Annotated in this window: 20 protein-coding genes and 1 pseudogene; 10 read left to right on the plus strand and 11 right to left on the minus strand. The window is 56.7% G+C overall.

Annotated features, from left to right (window positions below; all coding sequences use genetic code 11):
- Positions 1-113 precede the first annotated feature (113 nt).
- From AACY07_RS14765 to AACY07_RS14785, 5 genes are all read right to left on the minus strand, one after another.
- Positions 114-398, minus strand: coding sequence for a helix-turn-helix domain-containing protein (locus AACY07_RS14765; RefSeq protein ID WP_339475916.1), 285 nt, complete (start codon positions 396-398; stop codon positions 114-116).
- Positions 399-561: 163 nt separating this feature from the next.
- Positions 562-891, minus strand: coding sequence for a type II toxin-antitoxin system RelE/ParE family toxin (locus AACY07_RS14770; protein ID WP_339475577.1), 330 nt, complete (start codon positions 889-891; stop codon positions 562-564).
- Between the two features lie 370 nt (positions 892-1,261).
- Complete coding sequence (locus tag AACY07_RS14775) at positions 1,262-1,801, minus strand: AAA family ATPase (RefSeq protein WP_339475580.1); 540 nt, start codon at positions 1,799-1,801, stop codon at positions 1,262-1,264.
- A 126-nt stretch (positions 1,802-1,927) separates the two neighbouring features.
- Complete coding sequence (locus AACY07_RS14780) at positions 1,928-2,356, minus strand: LexA family protein (protein WP_339475583.1); 429 nt, start codon at positions 2,354-2,356, stop codon at positions 1,928-1,930.
- Between the two features lie 114 nt (positions 2,357-2,470).
- Positions 2,471-3,973: a GGDEF domain-containing protein gene (locus AACY07_RS14785; RefSeq protein ID WP_339475918.1), complete on the minus strand. Its 1,503-nt coding sequence runs from the start codon at positions 3,971-3,973 to the stop codon at positions 2,471-2,473.
- Between the two features lie 419 nt (positions 3,974-4,392).
- Between AACY07_RS14785 and AACY07_RS14790 the strand changes: the two genes are divergently transcribed.
- Positions 4,393-4,923: a glyoxalase superfamily protein gene (locus AACY07_RS14790; RefSeq protein WP_339475585.1), complete on the plus strand. Its 531-nt coding sequence runs from the start codon at positions 4,393-4,395 to the stop codon at positions 4,921-4,923.
- A gap of 280 nt (positions 4,924-5,203) precedes the next feature.
- Here AACY07_RS14790 and AACY07_RS14795 read toward each other — a convergent pair whose 3' ends face one another.
- Together AACY07_RS14795 and AACY07_RS14800 are read right to left on the minus strand one after the other, a co-directional pair.
- Positions 5,204-5,656, minus strand: coding sequence for a hypothetical protein (locus AACY07_RS14795; protein WP_339475919.1), 453 nt, complete (start codon positions 5,654-5,656; stop codon positions 5,204-5,206).
- A 198-nt stretch (positions 5,657-5,854) separates the two neighbouring features.
- The gene (locus AACY07_RS14800; protein ID WP_339475587.1) at positions 5,855-6,736 is read right to left on the minus strand and encodes a LysR family transcriptional regulator; all 882 of its coding nucleotides are present in this window, start codon (positions 6,734-6,736) and stop codon (positions 5,855-5,857) included.
- A 122-nt stretch (positions 6,737-6,858) separates the two neighbouring features.
- Between AACY07_RS14800 and AACY07_RS14805 the strand changes: the two genes are divergently transcribed.
- Positions 6,859-7,965 carry an NADH:flavin oxidoreductase gene (locus AACY07_RS14805; RefSeq protein WP_339475588.1) on the plus strand — a complete coding sequence of 369 codons (1,107 nt, stop codon included), beginning with the start codon at positions 6,859-6,861 and terminating at the stop codon, positions 7,963-7,965.
- A gap of 10 nt (positions 7,966-7,975) precedes the next feature.
- On the opposite strand, the gene AACY07_RS14810 is transcribed toward AACY07_RS14805, so the two are convergent.
- Positions 7,976-8,854, minus strand: a complete 879-nt coding sequence (locus AACY07_RS14810; protein ID WP_339475589.1) for a serine hydrolase domain-containing protein — start codon at positions 8,852-8,854, stop codon at positions 7,976-7,978.
- Positions 8,855-9,122: 268 nt separating this feature from the next.
- Between AACY07_RS14810 and AACY07_RS14815 the strand changes: the two genes are divergently transcribed.
- The 5 genes and pseudogenes from AACY07_RS14815 (at position 9,123) to AACY07_RS14835 (ending at position 15,277) form a co-directional block, all read left to right on the plus strand.
- Positions 9,123-9,611, plus strand: a complete 489-nt coding sequence (locus AACY07_RS14815) for a GNAT family N-acetyltransferase (protein WP_133078663.1) — start codon at positions 9,123-9,125, stop codon at positions 9,609-9,611.
- Positions 9,612-9,836: 225 nt separating this feature from the next.
- Positions 9,837-10,736 (plus strand): alpha/beta fold hydrolase, encoded by a 900-nt coding sequence (locus AACY07_RS14820; RefSeq protein ID WP_133078662.1) that lies wholly within the window; start codon positions 9,837-9,839, stop codon positions 10,734-10,736.
- Between the two features lie 566 nt (positions 10,737-11,302).
- A complete protein-coding gene (locus AACY07_RS14825) occupies positions 11,303-11,803 on the plus strand; it encodes a sigma-70 family RNA polymerase sigma factor (protein ID WP_339475593.1) in 501 nt (166 codons plus the stop codon).
- Positions 11,804-11,814: 11 nt separating this feature from the next.
- Positions 11,815-12,760, plus strand: a pseudogene (locus AACY07_RS14830) (FecR domain-containing protein).
- A 114-nt stretch (positions 12,761-12,874) separates the two neighbouring features.
- Positions 12,875-15,277 carry a TonB-dependent siderophore receptor gene (locus AACY07_RS14835; protein ID WP_339475596.1) on the plus strand — a complete coding sequence of 801 codons (2,403 nt, stop codon included), beginning with the start codon at positions 12,875-12,877 and terminating at the stop codon, positions 15,275-15,277.
- Between the two features lie 348 nt (positions 15,278-15,625).
- Here the strand turns inward: AACY07_RS14835 and AACY07_RS14840 are convergent, their stop codons facing one another.
- Positions 15,626-16,636 (minus strand): zinc-dependent alcohol dehydrogenase family protein, encoded by a 1,011-nt coding sequence (locus AACY07_RS14840; protein ID WP_339475598.1) that lies wholly within the window; start codon positions 16,634-16,636, stop codon positions 15,626-15,628.
- 160 nt (positions 16,637-16,796) lie between these two features.
- Here AACY07_RS14840 and AACY07_RS14845 point away from each other — a divergent pair, with 160 nt between their 5' ends.
- Both AACY07_RS14845 and AACY07_RS14850 read left to right on the plus strand, forming a co-directional pair.
- Positions 16,797-17,711, plus strand: a complete 915-nt coding sequence (locus AACY07_RS14845) for a LysR family transcriptional regulator (RefSeq protein WP_339475601.1) — start codon at positions 16,797-16,799, stop codon at positions 17,709-17,711.
- Positions 17,712-17,846: 135 nt separating this feature from the next.
- Positions 17,847-18,074 (plus strand): AbrB/MazE/SpoVT family DNA-binding domain-containing protein, encoded by a 228-nt coding sequence (locus tag AACY07_RS14850; protein WP_339475603.1) that lies wholly within the window; start codon positions 17,847-17,849, stop codon positions 18,072-18,074.
- A gap of 523 nt (positions 18,075-18,597) precedes the next feature.
- Here the strand turns inward: AACY07_RS14850 and AACY07_RS14855 are convergent.
- Together AACY07_RS14855 and AACY07_RS14860 are read right to left on the minus strand one after the other, a co-directional pair.
- On the minus strand, positions 18,598-19,491 hold the full coding sequence (locus AACY07_RS14855) for a hypothetical protein (RefSeq protein ID WP_339475606.1): 894 nt from the start codon (positions 19,489-19,491) through the stop codon (positions 18,598-18,600).
- Between the two features lie 731 nt (positions 19,492-20,222).
- A complete protein-coding gene (locus tag AACY07_RS14860) occupies positions 20,223-20,738 on the minus strand; it encodes a DUF2938 domain-containing protein (RefSeq protein WP_339475608.1) in 516 nt (171 codons plus the stop codon).
- Between the two features lie 79 nt (positions 20,739-20,817).
- On the opposite strand from AACY07_RS14860, the gene AACY07_RS14865 reads away from it, so the two are divergent.
- Positions 20,818-21,279 (plus strand): helix-turn-helix domain-containing protein, encoded by a 462-nt coding sequence (locus AACY07_RS14865; RefSeq protein ID WP_339475610.1) that lies wholly within the window; start codon positions 20,818-20,820, stop codon positions 21,277-21,279.
- The last annotated feature ends 125 nt before the right edge of the window (positions 21,280-21,404 follow it).

A 21,404-nucleotide genomic window follows, 5' to 3' on the forward strand; every position in this document is an offset into this window, starting at 1 on the left:
TCGCCGCCAGCTTCCGCCAATGCCGCGTAAATACGATTTACAGGCCAGAAATAAAAAGGGCCAACCACATGATGGCCGACCCTTTATGCTTACTTGATACGTATGCCTGAAAATCAGGCGGCCTTGTGGCTGATATGAACTTCAATTTCCAGGTTGGCACCGGCCAACATGTTCACCAGAGCATCCAGAGAAAACTTGTCAATTTTCCCTTTCAGCAAATCATTCAGCCTTGGCTGAGTGATATGCAGCCGCTGGGCCGCCTCTTTTTGCGAAACATCCCAGGTTTTCACGACCTGACGGATAGCCCGCATCAGTTGAGAACGGACGCGCAGGTTCTCGGCTTCTTCTGGCGTATCAACCAACGCATCCCAGACACTGCTGGCCCGTTCGTTTGCCATATGTTTTCCCTCTGATAAATCACTTGCACTCATGGTGTTGGACAACAATTTCGCAGCTAATTCGTTTTTTCGTACATACCTTCACAACCACTTACGAGTCAGGTCATAGCCAGGGCTTAACCCCTTTACCGTCCGGTGAAGGGCCTGCCACGCCGCCCCGGGCTCAACCCAGCGTTTTGTACCGGGCCCGGCCCAGATCCAAATCGCGCTTTTCCGTCTTTTGAGTGGTTTTGCGAAAGGCATGCAACACATAGATTGCCTCCGGCCGGTTCACCACATAAAACACGCGAAAAGCCCCGTCATCACAGGCAATCCGAATTTCCTGAACCCCCTTACCAACGGAAGGCATCGGCTTAAAGTCGTCAGGCTCATCGCCGTCTTCCAGCAGAGCTAACTGAAACCCGGCCCGCTGCCTGGGCACTGCTGGGAAGTCCCGCAGGTCTTGCAAACTGCTACCCACCCACTCGATAACCTTCTTTTGCCGGTTGCGCATGTTTGTTCCCCAGTCCGTTAAGACATTTTCTTAATCTGTTGGTAGTCATTCGCCGTCCCCTTTTCTGGTCTATGAAGTCTGCTGGATTCGTTGCGCCCAAAAGATGGGTTCACCGAATTTCTCACCCCAGCGAGAATTACATTATATCTGTTTTGATATAAAATCAAGTATCGGTATTGCTTGTCCGCTTTGCTCCTCAGCGCGATTCGCGCTAGCGGGTGAGCGCAGGGCGCCTGCCGATAGCCTGAGGAAGGCTATCTCCGGTTGAAATCAGATGGTTGAGCGGCAGCGAGCGTCTGAAAATGATGGGATTTACCTCGGACTGGATGCGGCCAACCTTGCAGAGAGTGACGTCCCCAGCCCTGCAGGCTCAGGCAGGCCTGCCATCAAGGCCCGACACAGGCATTGCGGGCAAGGCATCGAGAAAATCGGCAATCTGGCGGGTCGTCCGCAAGTGGATGACAGGCACCTGCGGCCCCACTTTTTTGCGCACCGTCTCGATACCCGGGCGTGTGCCTTGGTCGAAATTCCATACAAACTTCAGGAACACCCAGTCGAACTTCTCCCTGCAACCTGCTGCAAGGTCAGGGCGGGAGCGGTTTGTAAGGCTGCGCATGATCACCCGGGTGAAACACGTGAGACGCGGCGTATCCAGCCAAATGATCACGTCGGCACGGGGCAGGCGAAGGTCGAAGGTACGCCGGGCATAATTGCCTTCACACACCCAGGCATCCGGGGCGATTGCCTGGCTGACCCTCTGGCGAAACTGTTCAGCATCCGGTTCGATCCAGCCGGGCTCCCAGAACAAAGGGTCCAGGTGCACCACGGGCAGGTTCAGGCGCTTGCCGATGGCTCGGCCGAGGGTCGATTTTCCGCTGCCGCCATTACCCAGTATCACAATCCGTTGCATGCCGACTTCCTGTTGAAAAAAAACAGAAAATTCTACCGATCGGGATGGTCCGTTAAAAGCTGAAAGACAGTGACTTGATGCTCATTTCCTGAAGCTCATTGGCCCTCTCACCGCCAATGAGCAACGTTAATGACCATGACTGCGCACGCTGTGGGTGATCACCCCCCAGATCGACAGGTCGTCACCTTCCATGACGTACCGGTCCGGGTATCCAGGGTTTTCAGACCGGAGAATCACTTCCTTGCCGCGCAAGCACAGGCGCTTGCAGATGGGATCATTGTTCAGCAGCGCCACCACAATATGGCCGTGGACAGGCTCAATGGAACGATCGATGACCGCCAGATCCCCTGAGAAAATCCCGACCCCCTGCATGCTGTCGCCATCAATCGACGCCAGATAGACATGGGGCGCACGCACATTGAGTACCTGATCAAGGGAGATGACTTTCTCGATGTGGTCTGCAGCGGGTGATGGGAATCCCGCCGGAATCTTGAACGAGCACAGCGGCAAACCAATCCCGTCCTGCGCAAGAGGTCCCAGAAATGTGAAGCTCATGACCCGCGCCCTTATTTAGCTGTATGAATATACAGTTAACGCCGTAGGACGATTCTGGTCAATATTTCTGTCAGGGATTTCGACGAGAGGAACCCACACAAGCCCCCCCGGGCTTCATCCGCAGCGCTTCACGAACTGGTTTCGACCCAGTGTCTTGGCGCTGTACAGCGCCTGGTCTGCCGCTTCGATCAAACCCTGCATGTGATCCAGCTGTTCACCTGCGGCACAACTCATCCCGATGCTCACACTGACTCGTCCCAACGGGCTGGCGGTGTGGGGGATGTTGGCTTGCTTCAGGCGATCGAGGATAAGTTGCGCCACCACCGCCGCCCCCTCAATGTCGGTGTTGGGCATGACGACACTCATCTCTTCTCCGCCATAACGGGCGACCACATCCGACGGTCGACGCACGCACTCCTCGATAATTTTGCCAACCGCCTGCAGACAGGCGTCTCCGGCCACATGCCCAAGGGAATCGTTGTACAGCTTGAAATGATCGAGATCGATCATCAGCAGGGCCAAAGACGTCCCTTCCCGCTTTGCCCGTCGCGCCTCTATGTCTAATGTCACATCAAAGCAGCGCCGGTTGGCCAGGCCGGTCAGGGCGTCCTTCATCGCCAGCAACTCAAGCTGGCGGTTCGACGAAAGCAATTGCTGCTGAGCCCCTCGCAACTGATCTTCTATCTGGGTTCGACGGCGGATATCCAGGATCAAAAACCAGCCGATCAGGCCGGTAAGCCCCAGCAGCGCAGTCACCACCACGGCTGACAGCAATGCCTCCATGCGCCACGCGGCAAGGGCTTCGCGTTTTCCAAGGGCGACGGTCGTGATCAGCGGCAACTGGCTGCTTTTTCGGAAGGCATAGAGCCGCTCCACACCATCCAGGCTGGAGGTGAACGAGGCGGTACCGACGGATTGATCAACCAGGTATTTGGCATAGATCGGCGACTTCGAAAAGTTGCGGCCCATGTCCTGCTCGCGAAAAGGATAGCGAACCAGCAACGTACCATCGGTATAGGACAACCCGATTGCACCCTCCTGCCCCACATCGATCTTGCCAAACAGCCGCAGGAAGTTCTCAACCCCCAGAGTTACCGCCACCACCCCGGCAAACGCTCCGCGAGCATCATCGAAGCGCCGGCTGACAGTCACCACCCACTCATGATTGGCACGGCTCTGGATTGGCGGGCCGATAAAGGTCTCGCGGGATGGATCGTCGCGGTGATGAATGAAATAGGCACGATCACTGCTGCTGGCCCCGACCGGGATCCGGTTGGAGGACATCAACCAGCGCCCCTGGTTGTCGTAGATCGTGATCCCGCTGAGCTGTGGCATCAGGGGCTGCTGGCGGTCGACCAGCGCACCCAGCCGCTGGATCTGGATGGGGCCGCTGCCTTCAGTCTCCAGGCGCTCGACGAGCCCGAGCAACAGCAGCGAGCTTTGCCGGACAATGCCTTCGGAGTAAGTCGCGAGCGCCTGGGTAAGGTTCAACCCGTGGACGTTCACATCCGCCAGCGCCCGCTCACGTGAGGCCAGCACTTTCCAGACAGTCAGCGAGGCCAGGGAGCAGCCGATGACAAACAGCAAAAGAACAACCAGATGGGTATCACGCTTCACGTCATTACCTGATGGAAAATCCATTTTTCCGTTCCAGCCACTGTGGGAGAAAGGCAATAGCGGCAGCCGTATGCCCTCACCTGGGGCAAGGATACAAGCAGTTACATGTTGCTGCAGCAACAGATTATCCCGTCAGCGGGCAGATGCCCCCGCGCGGTCAAACAGCATCCCTCAACGCCCCGTTCGACAAGGGGCTCGCCCAGGGCAGCCTCCAGCTGGGTGGTGTATCACTGCGACGGGGGCTTGATCTGTTTAGGGCTCATCAAACTGGGTATGCTGGGCGCCGGCTGATACTGCCTGCCGCTCGCGCCCTCCAGGGACTGGTGAAAGTATTTTTGAAAAACCCAAACCCTGTAGATTTTCTTGCAGTCGAGGTTTGGCAACGCGAGCACCTGACTGACTCGACTCCAGGAGGAACGATGATTTCCATTGAACACGCCAAGCAGATGGCCAAACGACTGCGTGCAGTGCTGAAAACCCGCGGGCAAGAGATCACCCACTCGACCGCGCTGGAGTTGATAGCCCAGCAACTGGGCTATCAGAACTGGAACACAGCGTCAGCGCTGCTGCACCCGAAAACTGCCCCGCCAGCGATAACGTTCGAAAGCCCCATCCCCCTGTTGCGCATGTTCGACGAAGCCAAGGCACGTGAGTTTTACCTTGGTTTCCTGGGCTTTCACGTCGAGTTCGAGCACCGCTTCGAGGCTGGTCTGCCTCTCTATCTGGGGATCATCCGCAACGGCTTGCGCATCCACCTTTCTGAACATCACGGTGATGCGAGCCCCGGGACCACGGTATTTGTGCCCATGCATAATATCGAGCTGCTTCGCGATGAATTGCTGTCCAGGCAATACGGGTACGGACGTCCCGACATTGTCCAGCAGGGCTGGGGCAAGGTGCTGGAAGTCCATGACCCGTTCGGTAACCGGATCAGGTTTTGCGAAGACTGATCGAACGAGCGCAAAGCGGTCGCCAAGCCGGTACACGCGGTATCCCTGATCAACCGCGCAAGCTGACTTTACGACTGCTTCGCTGCGCTCCTCAGCGGCTACAGATGACGTTGAAAAAAGCTCGCCAGGGTGTCGAAATGAATGAGGTCGACGCGGTCAAGGTAAGCGACCATAACTAGTCACTCCCATTTTCGTGGACTGCTTGATGGTATCGTTTCTGTCTGCCAAGAGCGGGTCTTCGAGGGCACTTGTTAAATCAGCGGTGACTCAACACTTTCAATCAATACTGCTTTGTTGCGCTGGCTATGCGCCGGTACTTACGCAACTCCCGATAAGCGCTGCGGATATCCAGAAAAAATATCTCTGCGCTGCGCCAGAGCAGCATCCACACCGTAACGGTAAATACTGCCACCGGGATGGTGCTTTCAATGCCTAGCGCTTTGCCGATCAGCCCCACCACCAGTGCCATGCCCAGGAGTGTCAGCGCTTCCAGCCGCAGGATGAGAATATCCCCTCTGACTTGCTCGCTCTTCTCTGCAAAGGTATTGCTGATGGCTTGCTGCAGGCGTTCTCGCTCATTTTCGGGGCAGTTGATCTGCAGGCACAGTTTGGGGTAGTACCAGGCGCTCTCCAACAGGTAGTCCACCAGCTCCGGGCTTAGTTTGGGGGCGTCCGGCGAGGCAAATGGATTGAGGTAATCGTGGGTGATCGTCAAATCGATTTTTTTGAGCATTACGAACTTTGGCCTGGTTGAATTGGGGTCGGAGGCTTCAGTGATCCAGATAAAACTAGTCCAAGATAGCTGTTCTGCTTTGTCGGCGGTCACTCGCGCTGTTGCAGGCGCGGATTTATTCGCAGTGCGCTGGCTGAACGTGCACCTCGTCTGCCTCCATCAACGCTGATTATTATCGCTCTCTGCGAGTGGGGAACATTAGTCGCGGGGATCGAGCACCGCCTCCAGGCGCTGAAGGAACACTCCTACTCTATGGGGCACGTGCTGACGAGTGGGCAATAGTGCGGTAATGAACAGTTGTTCCGGGTCAACATCCTCCAATTCAACCAGGCAAAGGCTTCCAGCAGCCAGATCATCACGGATGTCCCAGTACGTGAGCATCGCAATCCCCAAGCCTTGCCTGCTCGCCGTGCGCACCGCCTCGACACTGTTGGCCGAAAAAACGCCCTCCGCCCGCATGGAAACCGCTTCACCGTCACGCATGAACGGCCAGAAAGGCATCCCATGCAACGCTATGCGGCGGTGGCTCAACAGTGCGTCCATCGTAGCGGGTATGCCGTGGCGCTCCAGGTACAACGGACTGGCGCACAGCACTCGAGGGTTCGGTGCGAGGGGACGCGCGATTAAAGTCGAGTCTCGCAGGGTCGAGATGCGCACCGCGACATCGATCCCGAGACCGACAATGTCCACAATGCTGTCTGATAGTGTCAGATCAACCCGCAGCGCCGGGTGTTCTGCCAGGAGAGCGGGAATCAGCGGCATGATCACTGCCTGCCCGAACACGGTGGGAGCAGTGACCTTCAAGACACCGCTGGCAGCTCCGGCATTGGACTTCAAACTGACCCTCGCCCCCTCACTGGCTTCCAACAGCGTCGTTGCAAAGGGGAGAAATGTCTCGCCTTCGGCCGTCAGTGAGACGGAGCGCGTTGTTCGATGAAACAGTCGAACGCCTAGTTCACCTTCAAGCGATGCCAGCCTGCGAGATACTGTCATGGGCGCCAGGCCGAGTCGTCGAGCGGCTGCCGAAAGACTGCCGCTTTCGGCAATGGCGCTGAACACTTCCACATCTGGAATTTGCATCATTACATCCGTTTTTGATAAAGCGGCTTATCGTTTTTGCTGGCTTCTCAGCGTTTCAAGCCAGGTTTATCGTCCTCTACATCGCTATTTAAAAGCATCTTGGATGAACGAGGACTGACTGCATGAACGACTACAATCAGCGGATTTTAACTCAGTATGATATTGGCCGCCTCAGATTGAGGAATCGCCTTGCCGTAGCACCCATGACTCGTGTCAGTGCTACCGAGGCGGGCCTGGCGACCGCTGAGATGGCGCGTTACTACGAGCGATTCGCAAAAGGCCGCTTTGGCCTGGTCATTACCGAAGGGCTGTACACCGATCAGAAGTATGCTCAGGGTTACCCCTTCCAACCGGGGATCAGCGATGTTGAACAGGCTCAGGCCTGGCGTGGTGTGACCGATCGTGTTCATGCCCGGCATGGCGCGGTATTCGCACAACTCATGCACGCTGGAGCGCTGAATCAGGGCAACCGCTTTAAAACGGCTACCGCTGCACCCTCGCCCGTTCGACCGAAAGGAACGCAGATGAAGTTCTATTACGGTGAGGGACAGTATCCGCTACCCCAAGCGATGAGTGATGAGGATATCGCCGATGCCATTGCGGGATTCGCACAAGCGGCGGTGCTGGCAACCCGTACCGCGGGCTTCGACGGTGTTGAAATCCATGGGGCGAACGGCTATCTACTGGATCAATTCCTGACCGGCTACACCAATCAGAGAGACGACCGCTGGGGCGGTAACGTCGCTGGCCGGATTGCTCTGACACTGGAAGTCATCAAGGCAGTCAGAGCGGCCATCGGCACGCTTGCCCCCATCGGGGTACGTATTTCACAGAGCAAAGTGAATGACTACGAACATAAATGGCCTGAGGGCGAATCAGCCGCCGAGGTCATTTTTGGCTCGCTCAAGGACGCTGGCATAGACTTCATCCATGTGACGGAATTTGAGGCCTGGAAACCGGCGTTCACAGAGGGAAATGCCAGCCTGGTTGAGTTGGCTCGCCGGTATGCACCACAGGTGGCGATCATCGCCAATGGTGGGCTGGATGTACCGCAACGCGCCGAGCAGGTATTACGAGACGGCGCCGATATGATCGCGCTGGGCAAGGCCGCCCTGGCCAATCCCGATCTTCCCAACCGCCTGGCAACCCATACCGCCCTGGACGAATTCGACCCCTCGATCCTTGGGCCGATTGCGAATATCAAGGACAGTGAATTGACGTTGGCGTGACACCACCCCACTACCGCAAAGCCTGTAACAGCTTCTCGACAACGAGGGCTTCGACGGATCCTTCACTGCTACCTTCGTCAAAAACAGCGCAGCACGCCGATGCGCCGCCATCGCAGATACGGTAAACGGCAAGGACGCCACCAGGCCCGCAACCTGTGTGCCCGCAGAGGGTAAAGCCCCCTTCAATCGGACCCAGCATCAAACCCAGACCATACCCCGGTGTAATCCATGGGCGTCCTGGAATCGGGCTGCCCAAAGTTTTTGCTTCCTGCATTTCCTGGAGCAAGCCCGCAGGGAGGAGATGCCCCGCGAGAAGTCGGTCGAGGAATAGCGCTGCTTGCGAAATGGGGCCGATCAGCAAGCCGTGATAGACCCAGCCAGGGTCGTAATTTGATTGATTTCCAAGGCAGGAGTCTCGTAAATCTGCTCGCGTTTTAGCGAAATAAACATTGGAAAGCCCCGTAGGCATCAGTGCGTATCGAGCCACTGCTTCTTCAAGCGACAGATCGGTCACCTGCTCAATAAGTCTGCCTACAAGCAGGTAACCCACATTGGAGTAACGCCATCCGGTTCCGGGGCTATATCGAAGCCGGGCACCCTCAAGGCGCTGCATCATTTCGTCGACTGACCACGGAGCCTCATCGTTAGCGACAGCGGCGTGATAATCCGCAAGCTCACCATAGTCGGCGAGCCCTGCCTCATGTCGAAGCAGTTGGCGTAATGTGAACGGTTGATCACGAACCGGGGCGTCCAATCGGAGCCGTCCATCACGCACCAAAGACAGAGCGGTAGCGGCCAGGAGGGTCTTGGTAAAGCTCCACCACGGCACCGCCAGTTCTGATCGGCAGGACGCAGGTTGCTGACCATTTGATACGAGTGAGCTCAGCATTGGCTTCCCTGAATGGTTGAGCGGATTGACGCCTCAACAAGATATCCCATTCAACCTCACGCGCAGGGCGGAAAGTCAGGTGGAGGCTTATGTCATGTCCTGAGGGACGGGCTGCTCTTGGCCGATTGTCGTCCCTCGTGACAGGCAGGTATCGGCCAGAAGCTGCCTCTCACCAAGGGCAAACATCAGCCATTTGCGGACATAACATCGCTTTCAATCCCCTGAGCGAGTCGCTAAATTACTGAATCATGGAGCTTAGAGACGAGCAATGAAACTGAACCACAGGCCAGTGAAGGCTAGCGACGTAAGAAAGATCTGCGGCTTTCCTCAGAACGCTCAAGAGTTGTTTTTCATGTTTCCGAAGGCGCACTTCCCGTTAACGGAAACGCAGTTGAATATCGCAATCTCCCAACGCTTCGACTCTACCGTTGTGGAGATCAATGGGACTGTCGTTGGGTTTGCCAATTTCTATCGAGCTGAACGCAATGGCGTTTGCTGTATCGGCAATGTCATCGTCTCGCCGAGCGCTCGGGGCGAAGGAGTGGCTACGTTTATCGTAGAGACGATGACCGGCTTGGCATTCGAGCGTTATGGAGCCAACGAGGTGCAGATTTCCTGTTTTAACGAAAACACGGCAGGGCTGCTGCTCTACCCCAAGCTTGGGTTTGTCCCTTATTCCATTGAGGAGCGACCTTCTTTGGGAAACGGCCGATCGGCCCTCATACACATGACGCGCAGCAGAAGCTCGACAGATTGAATACACAGTCGATTACTACCCTGGATGACAGGCTGAAATCGACCAGAAGCGGACGCCAAGGATTGCCGGCGGGGAGAGTTTCCTGATGCCTTTGTGCGCCGTATAGTGGGAATACTTTTCGGTCAAAGGAATGGCTATGAACCCGCTAAGCGGCCTACCCGTCGGTGTAATCGGCGACCGTGACACTGTAAATGTCACGTCGCATTGCTCGAAAAGGGGAACGCCATGCGTGCAGGCGTGATCCTTGCCGGGATTGGCACCACGTTGGCGCTGTTGTCTGCATCGCCAGCCCAGCCTAAACCCCTGCCGCCAGTCACTGTCAACCAGGGTGGTATCTCAGTGCTGGTACAAGGCTCGGGAACAGATATCATCTTAATTCCAGGGTTTGCGTCGTCCTACGAAGTCTGGGCTGATTTGGCCTCCAGATTACGGCACAGCCACCGTCTCCATCTCGTGCAGGTAGCTGGCTTTGCCGGCTCGCCTGCCGTATCCAATCCAGACGGGAGAGTCGTCGCGCCGACGGTCGAGGCGATCGCTGAATACATCCGCAGCCAGCGCATCGAGGCGCCGGTCATCATCGGTCATTCGTTGGGTGGTGAGGTGGCACTGATGGTGGGTGCGCGTCATCCCGATCAAGTGGGACGCCTGATGATTGTCGATGCGATGCCCTTCTATACGTTGCTCTTTGACCCCTCCGCGACCAGTGAAACGGCGACCCCGCATGCTGCTGCGATGCGCGATGCAATGTTGGCGGCAACGCCTGAGCAGGCGCACTCCATGCAGCAGGCAGCCATCGCCCGCCTCGCTAAAACTGAAGCGGTCAGGCCAGGCCTGGTCGCTGCGGGGATGAACTCGGACCGAAAGACGATGGCCGATGCCATGTATGAACTGATGGTCACCGACCTCCGGCCTGAGCTTGAACGCATCAAGGTGCCTGTCGAGGTCGTCTATGCCTACGACCTGCTTTACGGCGTAGAGGCATCCCACATTGATGCAATGTTCCATAACGCCTATGCCTCGACCCCAAACATCAGCTTCAGGCGCATTGACGGCAGTTTTCACTTCATCATGCTTGATCAGCCAGAACTGTTCGCCAGTGCTGTCATCAAGTTCCTGAACCGGTGAGCGACGGCGGGGTAGCTAGAGCGATGCAGATGATGGTGCCGCAGCCCACGGAATAGACTGCACCTGACTGACAGTCAGGCATGCCCCGGTCATCGCCTCACTGCCTTCACCCGACTCAGGATCTAGCGGCGCCGGTCTCGTCAGCCAGCATAGCCTCCACCCCCGACTTCTTCGGAAGTCTTTAGGAGACCAGATCATGAGATGCCCAAGCTCCCGGCCATAAGGAGCCGCCAATCCCGAGTAAGTGGACAACCCTCACAAGTCGCAGAGGCCTTGATCCCTGATAACACTCAACATTCTTGGCGGGATGACGTAGGGAAGGTTTCAAGGGTTTAGCTTGTAGATGAGTTTGATCATGGGATCGGTCGGTATTGGCCTGGACAAAACACCTTCCATTGACACGACCAGGCCACCATTTGAATGGTCCGCACAAGGTTTGCAACATAGGTGCGTAGCACTTCGCCGCGAGCTTTATTCTTCACCGCTAACAAACCGACATTGCGCAAATCTAGAGCAACAAGAATAATGCAAATCATTATCAATTGTTGCTATTGGTTTGTCCGCTCATGCCTGCTCCCGATCATTCTGCCCTGCATCTAATGTACAGCGAACATAACGGCTGGCTCAAAAGCTGGTTGCGCGCCCGCATGGGCAACGCCGCCGATGCAGCAGACCTGGCCCAGGATACCTTTGTGCGTCTGCTGAACTCCCGCGACGTCGAACAGATTCGCGAACCGCGCACCTACCTGAGCGCGATCGCCCGGGCACTGATGATCGACAAATTCCGTCGCCGCGCCTTGGAGCAGGCTTACCTCGAAGTCCTGGCCCTGCGCTCGGAACCGCTGGATATCTCACCTGAAACACGCCTGATGATTCTCGAAACCCTAGTAGCCATCGACACCATGCTTGATGGCCTGGGCGAGCGTACGCGGCAGATATTCCTCGCCGTGCAATTGGAAGGCCTGAGTTATGTGGCCACTGGCGAACGCCTGGGCGTGTCGGTGACCACCGTCAAGAAACACGTGATCCGCGCAATGACCCATTGCCTGCTGCTTACGGAAGACTGATGGCCGCGCCCCTGGATCTGCTCACCCTCGAAGCCGCAGCCACCTGGTATGTGCGTCTTAACAGCATGCCGCCCACAGAGGCCGATCAACAGGCCTGGCGCCACTGGCTGGCCGCCAACCCACAGCACGCGCGAGCGTGGGCACGCGCGAGCGTGGGCACGCGTAGAAAAACTGCAAAGCCAATGGGCTCGGTTGCCCGCAGACGTGTCACTGTCGACGCTGGCCGGGGTAAAGGCCCGCCGCCGCGCTGTGCTCAAGACCCTTGGACTGTTGCTCGCCGTGGGCGGCAGTGGCTGGCTGGCCACCGAGCATCTGCCCTACCAGGCGATGCTTGCCGATCAACGCACCGCCACCGGCCAGCGTCGGCACATGCGTCTGGACGACGGTAGCCAACTGGACCTCAATACCGACAGCGCCGTCGACATTGCCTTCAGCGCCGACCTGCGTCTGATCCGCCTGCACCGCGGCGAAATCCTGGTAGACACAGCCAAAGATAGTCGCCCGTTTATCGTCGAAGCCCCCCAAGGTTCGGTGCGTGCCCTGGGCACGCGTTTTGTCGTGCGTTGCGGGCCTACGTTCACCGATGTGTGCGTGCTGGATAAGGCGGTAGAGCTACGCCCTCTGAATCATCCTTCACGGGTACAGTGCCTGAATGCCGGCCAGCAGGCCCACTTCGACCGCGACCAGATCAGCGCCGTGACCCCCTCCCCGGCAGGTGTCGGTGCCTGGAGCCAAGGCATGTTGACTGTCATCGAGTGGCGCCTGGGGGATTTTATCGCCGAGCTCAGCCGTTACCGTCGCGGCGTGCTGCGCTGTGCCCCGTCCGTTGCCAGCCTGCGGTTGAGTGGTGCATTCCGTATCGACGACACCGATACCATTCTGGAAAACCTCAGCCAATCCCTGCCCGTCAGCGTACGTTTCGTGACGCGTTACTGGGTCAGTGTCGAAGCGGCCTGAAGTTTTTTGCGAATTATTCCCATCCTGGGTTGCCGATTCCTATTTTCGTTCGGCCATGTACAGAAAGCAGCGTTTACGACTGCTTCCCTACCCTGCCAACGGAAGGAAACCTGTATGTCACGATTCACCCTCAACGCCGCCCGGCCACTTGCGCATGCCGTTCACCTGGCTGTGGCGCTTGGTGTATTTTCGGCCTTGAGCCTGGCGCCAACCCATGCGCTGGCGCAAAACCAGACCCACACTTACCAAATCAATGCGGGCTCGCTCGGCACGGCGCTGAGCCTGTTCGCGACAGCGGCCAATGTCACGCTGTCGTTCAACGCCGATCAGACCCAAGGCATGACCACACCGGGATTGAGCGGCACTTATAGCACCGACGAAGGCCTGGCACGCTTGCTCGCGGGCAGTGGCTTGCAGGCTCAACGCCAGGCCAATGGTGCTTATGTGCTGGTGCCCGTGCCCAAGAGTGATGCGCTGCAATTGGGCGCTACAACCATCTCCGGCCAGGCCTTGGGCTCAGTCAGCGAAAACACCGGTTCCTACACTACCAGCTCGATGAGTACCGCGACCAAACTGGCGGCCTCCATGCGCGAGACGCCGCAATCGGTCACGGTAATCACTCGCCAACGCATGGATGACCAGAACATGCAGTCTCTGGAGGACATTTCGACCTACACCCCAGGCCTGACCATGCGCAAAACCGGTGGTGAGCGCCCTGAGTTCTATTCCCGCGGTTCTGCCATCGACAACATTATGATCGACGGACTGCCAGTCGCGTATGACAGCGACACCCTTGGCACCTCGACCCTGGCGCTGTTCGACCGGGTTGAAGTTGTGCGCGGTGCGTCGGGCCTGATGCTCGGTGCCGGCAACCCGTCCGGCACCCTCAACCTGATCCGCAAACGGCCCACTGTCGAGCCGCAAGTTTCTGTCACCCTGGGTGCCGGTTCATGGGACAACTATCGCACCGAAATCGATGCCAGCAGCGCCCTCAATTCCAGCGGTTCGATCAGGGGCCGCGTAGTCGGTGCCTTCCAGGACAAAGACAGCTTTACCGATGGCTACAGCAGCAAGCGCCAGTTGTTGTACGGCATCACCGAGTTTGACCTGAGCGAAGCCACTACCCTGACCCTCGGAGCGTATTACAACCGTGAGGACAACCCGGGGGCCGACTGGTCAGGCATTCCGACCCGTGCCGATGGCACGTTCCTGCCGATATCCCGTTCGACGCGAATGAGCCCGAACTGGACCTACTGGAACAAGAAAAATACCAGCGCATTTGCCGAAATTGAGCACCGCTTCGACAACGACTGGAAACTACGCCTGAATACCACGTGGCTGCGAGGCGACCTGGACATGCTGGGCACCAGTTTCTATCGACTGGATCCCAGTGCAGATCAGTTGAACCTGAACGTGGGCCGCTACACCTACCAGCACACGCAAAAAAGCGTCGACGGCTACGTTTCCGGCCCCTTCACCCTGCTTGGTGCGACCCACGAACTGGTGCTCGGTGGCAGTTATCGCAATGATAGAACCGACGATGGCCCCGGCGGTGGTTTCCTCAACGACCCGAATATCGTGCTCGATCCATCAAACTTCGACTATCACGGCGTAGAGAAACCGGCCATCAACTACAACTGGTCACGCAAGGGCAAGGTCGATCAATACAGCACCTACGCCACCGTACGCTTCCATCTGCGCGACGACCTAAAACTGATCCTCGGTTCACGCCTGGACTGGTACGAATACGAACAGAACACTATTTCCGGCGATTACACATTCGGCGCCGACTACAAGGCGACTCGGGAATACACCCCCTACGCCGGCCTGATCTACGACATCAACGATACCTACTCGGTGTACACCAGCTGGACCAGAATCTTCCAGCCGCAAGCGAACGTGGACTTCCAGGGCAGCCTGCTGCCGCCGGTCACCGGCACCAACCGCGAAATCGGGATCAAGGGCGAGTACTTTGACGGTGCGTTGAACGCCAGCCTGGCATACTTCCAACTGAACCAGGAGAACCTCGCCCAAGGGCTTGATGCCTGTGCCGATGGTGTTGCTTCCTGCTCCGTGGCCTCCGGCGAAGTGGAAACCAAAGGCGTTGACCTTGAACTGCAAGGCATGCTCGCCCTTGGCTGGCAGGCCTCGGCGGGCTACACCTATGCCGGCGCCAAGAACGTCAAGGGCGGCAGCGGTCGCTTCGACAGCGACACGCCATACAACCTGCTCAAGCTGTCCACCACCTATCAATTGCCGGGCGATCTCGAAAAATGGTCGATCGGTGGTTCATTCCGCAGCCAGAGCAGCACATACACAACCTACGGCGTATCTCAGGGCGGCTACAGCATCGTCGACCTAATGACCGGCTACAACGTGAACAAAAAACTCAAGGTGCAAGCCAACCTGAACAACGTGTTCGACAAACATTACTACCAGAGCATCAGTAACCCGGCGGGCGCAAACATCTTCGGCGACCCGCGTAACGTGGCCGTGACCATGAAGTGGAGCATGTAAGCTACGTACTTCTGAGAATGACAACATCCTACTTGGGCGGGTGTTGTCGTTAGGACGCTGAACCGCCCCGGATATCTTAGATAGTGAGCGACCGCTTTTGGCCGATTTCTGCCTATCTCTAAGGGCAGCAGTCGGCCATTAGCTGTCAGTCACCAAATGCACATTTCGACCCATAGCTACCCTTCGTAGAGGGTAGCTATCTACCTTCCTGAATATGACGCATACCGCATCGAACGGCATCAGATCCTTGCCGTCCGAGATGAGACAGGCGAGCGCCGCGGTCGGTCCGCCCAAGTGAAGTGCTGAGGCGACATACCGGGTCACCTCCATATCGCTTGATTTAAAGGGTCAGGAAACTTTGATAACCACTTTGCCAAAGGCGCCTCGAGCCAGGTGCTCGAACGCCTTGTGGGCGTCTTCGAATGAATAGGTCTGATCGATCACGGGGCGGATCGCGTGTTCGTTCAGGAAGTCGTTCATGCGATCAAACGACGATCGAGGCGCCACTGCGATGCCGCGGATAGTTGTCTGGCGGAAAATCAACGGCATCAGGCTCAGCGTTGTGGTCTGACCGGTCAGAAAGCCGATTTGCGCGATCTTGCCGGCGGCCTTGGTTGCCAGGATGGACTGATTCAAGCCTTCCCCACCGGCGACATCCAGTAGCAGGTCCACGCCTTTACCGTCGGTGAGCCTTAGTACTTCCTCTTCCCAGCGCGGGGAGGTCCGATAGTTCACGCCGGCGGCTGCGCCAAGTTTTTTCACCGCATCAAGATTGGCATCGCTGCTGGAGGTAACGATCACCTTGGCGCCAAGCGCAGTTGCCAGTTGCACGGCAAAAATCGATACACCCCCGGTGCCCTGTACCAAAACGGTCTGGCCCGGCTGCACCTGGCCGTAGTCAACCAGCGAATACCAAGCTGTCAGCGCCGCAATCGGCAGTGTCGAAGCCTCCTCGTCGGACATGTTGTCTGGCGCACGAACAGCGCTTTCTTCGTGAATAATCATGTACTCAGCCAGGCCACCTGGCAGCGGCATGCCGAAGCAGTAGGCAGGTTCGTCCGGCCTTGGCTCACCATCAATCCAGCGCGAGTAGAGGTGCGAGTTGACGCGGTCGCCCACTTTGAATCGGCTTACGCCTTCACCCAAGGCGACGACAGTGCCCGATGCATCGCTGACCGGGATCAGTGGCTTGGGTACCAGGTGAGGTTCGTAGAAGCCATCGACGATGGCCTTGTCGCGAAAATTCAGGGAAACCGCTCCGATCTTTACCAACAACTCGCCGGCCTTGGGTGTGGGCTTAGCTGTTTCGCCAAGAGCCAGATTTTCGAGACCAAAATCGTTCAAAAGCCATGCTTTCATCTGTCTATCTCCAGTTAGGGGAACTTACTGGCGACATTCTTCCCAAGTCAGACCGTTCAATAAATACCCAGGCCGGCAAAGGATTGTTGTTTTTTCAGACAACAATAAGGCTGGTAGCTTGCTATGATCAGGCAACAAAAAAGCTGAGTGAGAAGATGTAATGGAACTGCTCCAGTCCATGCAAGTGTTTGCCCGACTAGCCGAACTTGGCAGTTTCACCCGCGCGGCGGATGCCATGCAGATCGGCCGCCCGCAAGTAACTCGCGCGATACAGGAGTTGGAAACTTCGCTTGGGGTACGGCTATTTCAGCGCACAACCCGCACTGTGAGGCTCACTTCGGAAGGAGAGCAATTCTACGAGCGTGTCAAAGCGATTCTTGACGAAGTTGTGGGTGCCACGGCGATGTTCTCCTCTCCAGGCTCAACCCTGCGCGGTAGATTACGGGTCGATATACCCACCGCGTTTTCGCAGCCGGGGCTGATCGAAAGCTTGCGAGCGTTTTCCACCCTCTATCCTGCAATCGAGCTGGCCCTGGGGGTCACCGATAGAACCGTCGATCTGGTCGCAGAAGGTGTGGACTGTGCGCTGAGAATCGGCGAGTTACCAAGTTCGAGCCTGGTAGCCCGTCGCATCGGGATGGCTACCATGATCACCTGCGCGGCGCCCCAATACCTGAAAGAGCACGGCGAGCCCAAAACCTTAGAGGATCTAAGAGCACACCGCGGTGTGACCTTTCTCTCTGGCCAAAACCAGCGCCCGCTGGCTTGGCAATTTATGGACGGGGCTCGCGAGCAATCCCACATCAGCCGCCAGGGCATCAAAGTCAACGAGTCCAACGCCTATGTCGAGTGTGGCGTCGCTGGCTTCGGCATACTTCAGGCCCCTGGTATTACTCTGGACCGTTTTTTAACCGACGGAACATTGGTTGAGGTGCTGCGAGCCTATCGTCCGCATCCAAGGCCCGTGTCGATCCTGTACCCCAGCCGCTCGCATCTGGCGCCGCAGGTCGAGGTTTTTGTTGATTGGGTTCGCGAACAATTCCCCAAACTTTATGGGCGCTGGCTAGAGAGTTAGCGCAAAGCGGAAGTGTGGGTGCGGAGTGACCGCTTTTGGCCGACAGCTGCCCGTCACGATAGACAGAAAATCGGCCAGAGGTAGTGCTCAGCGGTCAGCATCAAGCTTCAACTTGCGAAGACATTCGCGAGCATAATGAACCGTTCCCGCCAAGACCAAAGTGTGAGTGACATCATGACCGAAGCCCAGCACTGGACGGTGAAATGCCAAGATCCTGCGGATGGAGGTGGCGACGTCGTCATTGATTTGCCGCCTGAGCTACTCGTCAGTTTAGGACTGAGCATCGGTGACGTGTTGACGATTGAAGTGATCGACGGCGCGATAGTTCTGACACCGAAATCGAGCGACTCAGCTACACCCTGAGTCGATCCCGTACGCTCCACCTAATCATCAAGCGGGAATAAGTGAACGACACATCTGTCGGTTTCCGAAATAAATGCGAAATTCTAGAAATAGCTGCGACTACAAAGACAGAAAAAATCCCGCATGAGCGGGCCGGTGGTGTGCAGGGATCTTTTCCTACAGTTCCGTGTGTTCGTTGCGTTCCCGCTGCTCACAAGCGGCGAGAAGAATCCGCTGCTCCCGATAACAGCGACCAACCAAATAGAAAGCCAAACCACAAATCACCTCAATCACACATGGACGTAGTACCCACGTGCCAGCGTATGGAATCGCGGCCTACCGTGGTAATGCTCACCAAGGCGGTGATACCAGTTGTGCCGAGCCTGGACAAAGCCGTAGCTGTATTCCTGATTTCGATGGTCAGAGTAGCTATCCCGGTTGAGGAAGCGAGCGACATTCGGCTTGCGAGAGCAGCGCAGAGTTGGTGCGCGCCACTCCCGTACGGCATGTAAGTAGCGAGTCATAGCAATTTTTCACGCCTTGATCATTGTTTCTTATTTGCGTTTTGATCGAAATTAAACACAGTGCGTATAACTACGTTGTACATGCGTTCCAGCTCGCGCTGGTTATTCTCAGGCTTACTCTTCGGCGACGGATCTTCTTCATAAAACTTGAGGAATTCTGCATACAACCGCAATGCAGCCTTGGCGCTAGCCCGATATTCCGTTGAGTTAAAAGCTGGCTTCTGCGTTGGATCAAGCATTTCTTGGGGAATGACGGGGCCTTTTATGTTCTTTTGACGGGCCTCCCAACGCATAAGTCGAATCATCATAGGCTCTACCTCGCCTCCTTGAGCCTTAACCCTTACCTCGGGCTTTGCCTGAACCACAACATCAGGCTTGGCCTTAACCTCCGGCTTAGCTACCTGCACAGGAGCTACTCGCACGGCAGCGCAGGTTTCTGGGTGATAATTTGAAATCATCCGGTAGGTCTGGGCCTGCACCGCAACCTTGTACCTTGCACCACATCCGGCACAGGTGCGCTCAAAATAAATATTGGCAAGATGCTCCGCTGCCACTCGGGCAAACCTCTGGTCTGACACATCTTGGCCACACACCGGGTAACTGAACACAGTATTCAGGAAAGATTCGTTGCCCCGCACGCAAGCATCCGCCACACGATTACCCAGTTCCTCAGCTATTTGTGCGTACATCGCCACACGATAGGCCTCGACCGAGGCCCTGCTTGTGGGGTCGTAGTCGTTATGAGGGCCTTCATCGAGAGAAATCCGGTCGAAAAATGCCCGGCACTCCAACACAGACGCATAAGCTGCATCGTAGTACCGTACACGCCGCCTCGAACAGCCAGGCACCCGCTCGCGAATGCGAACCGCCATGATTCGGTCTGCGAGATAACTGGTGAATTCGTTGTAGTTCATAACACGTCCTTGAGAGTGGGGTCAGTGTGCCGAGCGCCTGACACAAAACCGCAAATTGGGTGATGACACTTTTCCTATGCCGCCGCAGCGGCTCGATCTTCGGGGTGAGCCCATTCGCGGACATGGCCATACAGCGCCGGTTCATCAATATCGACACCTGCCGGGTTCAGTTGAACGTCTTGTTGCTCTGCATGCTCCAGCAGCTCCGCGAGCAGGGCCTCCTGAATAGCTTACAGGTAGGCCCGCTGTGGTGTTCACAGGAAATTCCACAGGCTGTCGCAGCTATTAACGACAGCCCCTAGGGCAGTCGCATTAATTGCCATCAGCAGTCGCAGGTATTTTGAAAATCTGGAGCCGCCGATTGGGGCCTTCGCCAATCAGATGTCGCATCTATTTCAGTAACCGACAACATCTTAGCGGCGGCGATTGGGCATTTGCCTCCCCAGACGGTCAGCTTTTAGTCGAACTGCGACCACCGCCCGTTCTGACTGATCCACCCTTGTTCTCCACCAACATGGAGGACGCGCCATGAATACCACTAATAGATCCCGCCACCAGCCTTGGAACAAGGGAAAGCTCGTCGGGCAGAAAGTGAATCGCCCCGGGTTTCGTAGACGTTAGGTGACCGCTTTTGGCCGAAAGCAGCCTGTCACGAAAGACAGCTCCGGGCCAAAGGCAGACACTCGGGACCTACGATCTCACCCTGAGCCCCACCGCTGTACCAAAGGCACTCAACTTTGGCAGAACGATGCCGGAAAGAGCAGCATCAACAGCCATGCAGCCACAAAGAGCCCCACTCCGAATGTCAGATGAGCACTGACGCTCCTGCGCCTTACCATCCAGGGTGCCTTTGTCTTCGAACCGGCAATGCCGAAACCGAGCGCAGGCTGCATGATGAAAAAAGGCGCAATCACACTGACTAAACCCACCACCAGCGCAGGTGCCAGCGAAGGGTCGCAGATCCACGCTGGGCCTCTCGCACCGATCAGCACCATGGCGAAGACGACGCCCGTGATGTAATGGAATACCCACCCCATCAGGCGTTCATTCCTGACAGGAGGCGCCGCCATGATTGAGGCATGACGAAACCGCCCTTGCAACATATAGCCCAGCCAGCGACCAACCAGACCATAGTCAAGCGACGCTAAACCCAATACTCGTGCTTGAACGAAACTCGACGCATCCATGATCAGCGTGGCACCCATTCCAATAAACAGAGTTCGTAGTGCAGTCTCGGCTATTCCCATGTTAGTTCTCCTTGTCTTGAGCTTGTTTCGGCGGTTTGATCCGAGCACTCTGCAAGTTCAAGTCGACTTGAGGTCAAGCATGAAAGAGATGGATATAGGTGAGGTGGCACGCTGCTCCGGTCTGCCGGCTTCAACGCTGCGCTACTACGAAGAAAAAGGTCTCATCAGTTCTATCGGTCGTCGCGGCCTGAGTCGCGTGTTTCGTGCCGATGTGCTCCAACGCTTGTCCTTGATCGCGCTCGGGCAATCTGCAGAACTTTCACTGGACGATCTCGTCGCCATGCTGGACGCAGAGGGGCAGCCTGACATTGATCGTCATCGGCTTAACGAAAGGGCTGACGAACTGGACCGCGCTATCGAGCGACTTAGTGCCATACGCGACGGGCTTCGTCGAGTAGCCTGCTGCCCTGCTGATCGTCATATCAAATGCCCAACGTTCCAGAAATTGCTGAATTCTGTCGGGAAGGGAAACTTCAAGAGAAAAACCGGAAAGGGGCAGCTACGCAGACGTGGAGCCGTTCGGCACCTCGAAGAAAAATGACAGGAGCTGTAAAGTGGAAATCATGATTGCTGTTTTGGACTCCCCATCAGAGAAGGATCAAGGGGTGTCGACCGAAGATCCAGCACGCCTGGACAGCATGCGCCCCAAAACATGTCGGCTTGGAC

Origin of the sequence: Pseudomonas sp. RL_5y_Pfl2_69, assembly GCF_963970465.1 — a bacterium.
Lineage (GTDB): Bacteria > Pseudomonadota > Gammaproteobacteria > Pseudomonadales > Pseudomonadaceae > Aquipseudomonas.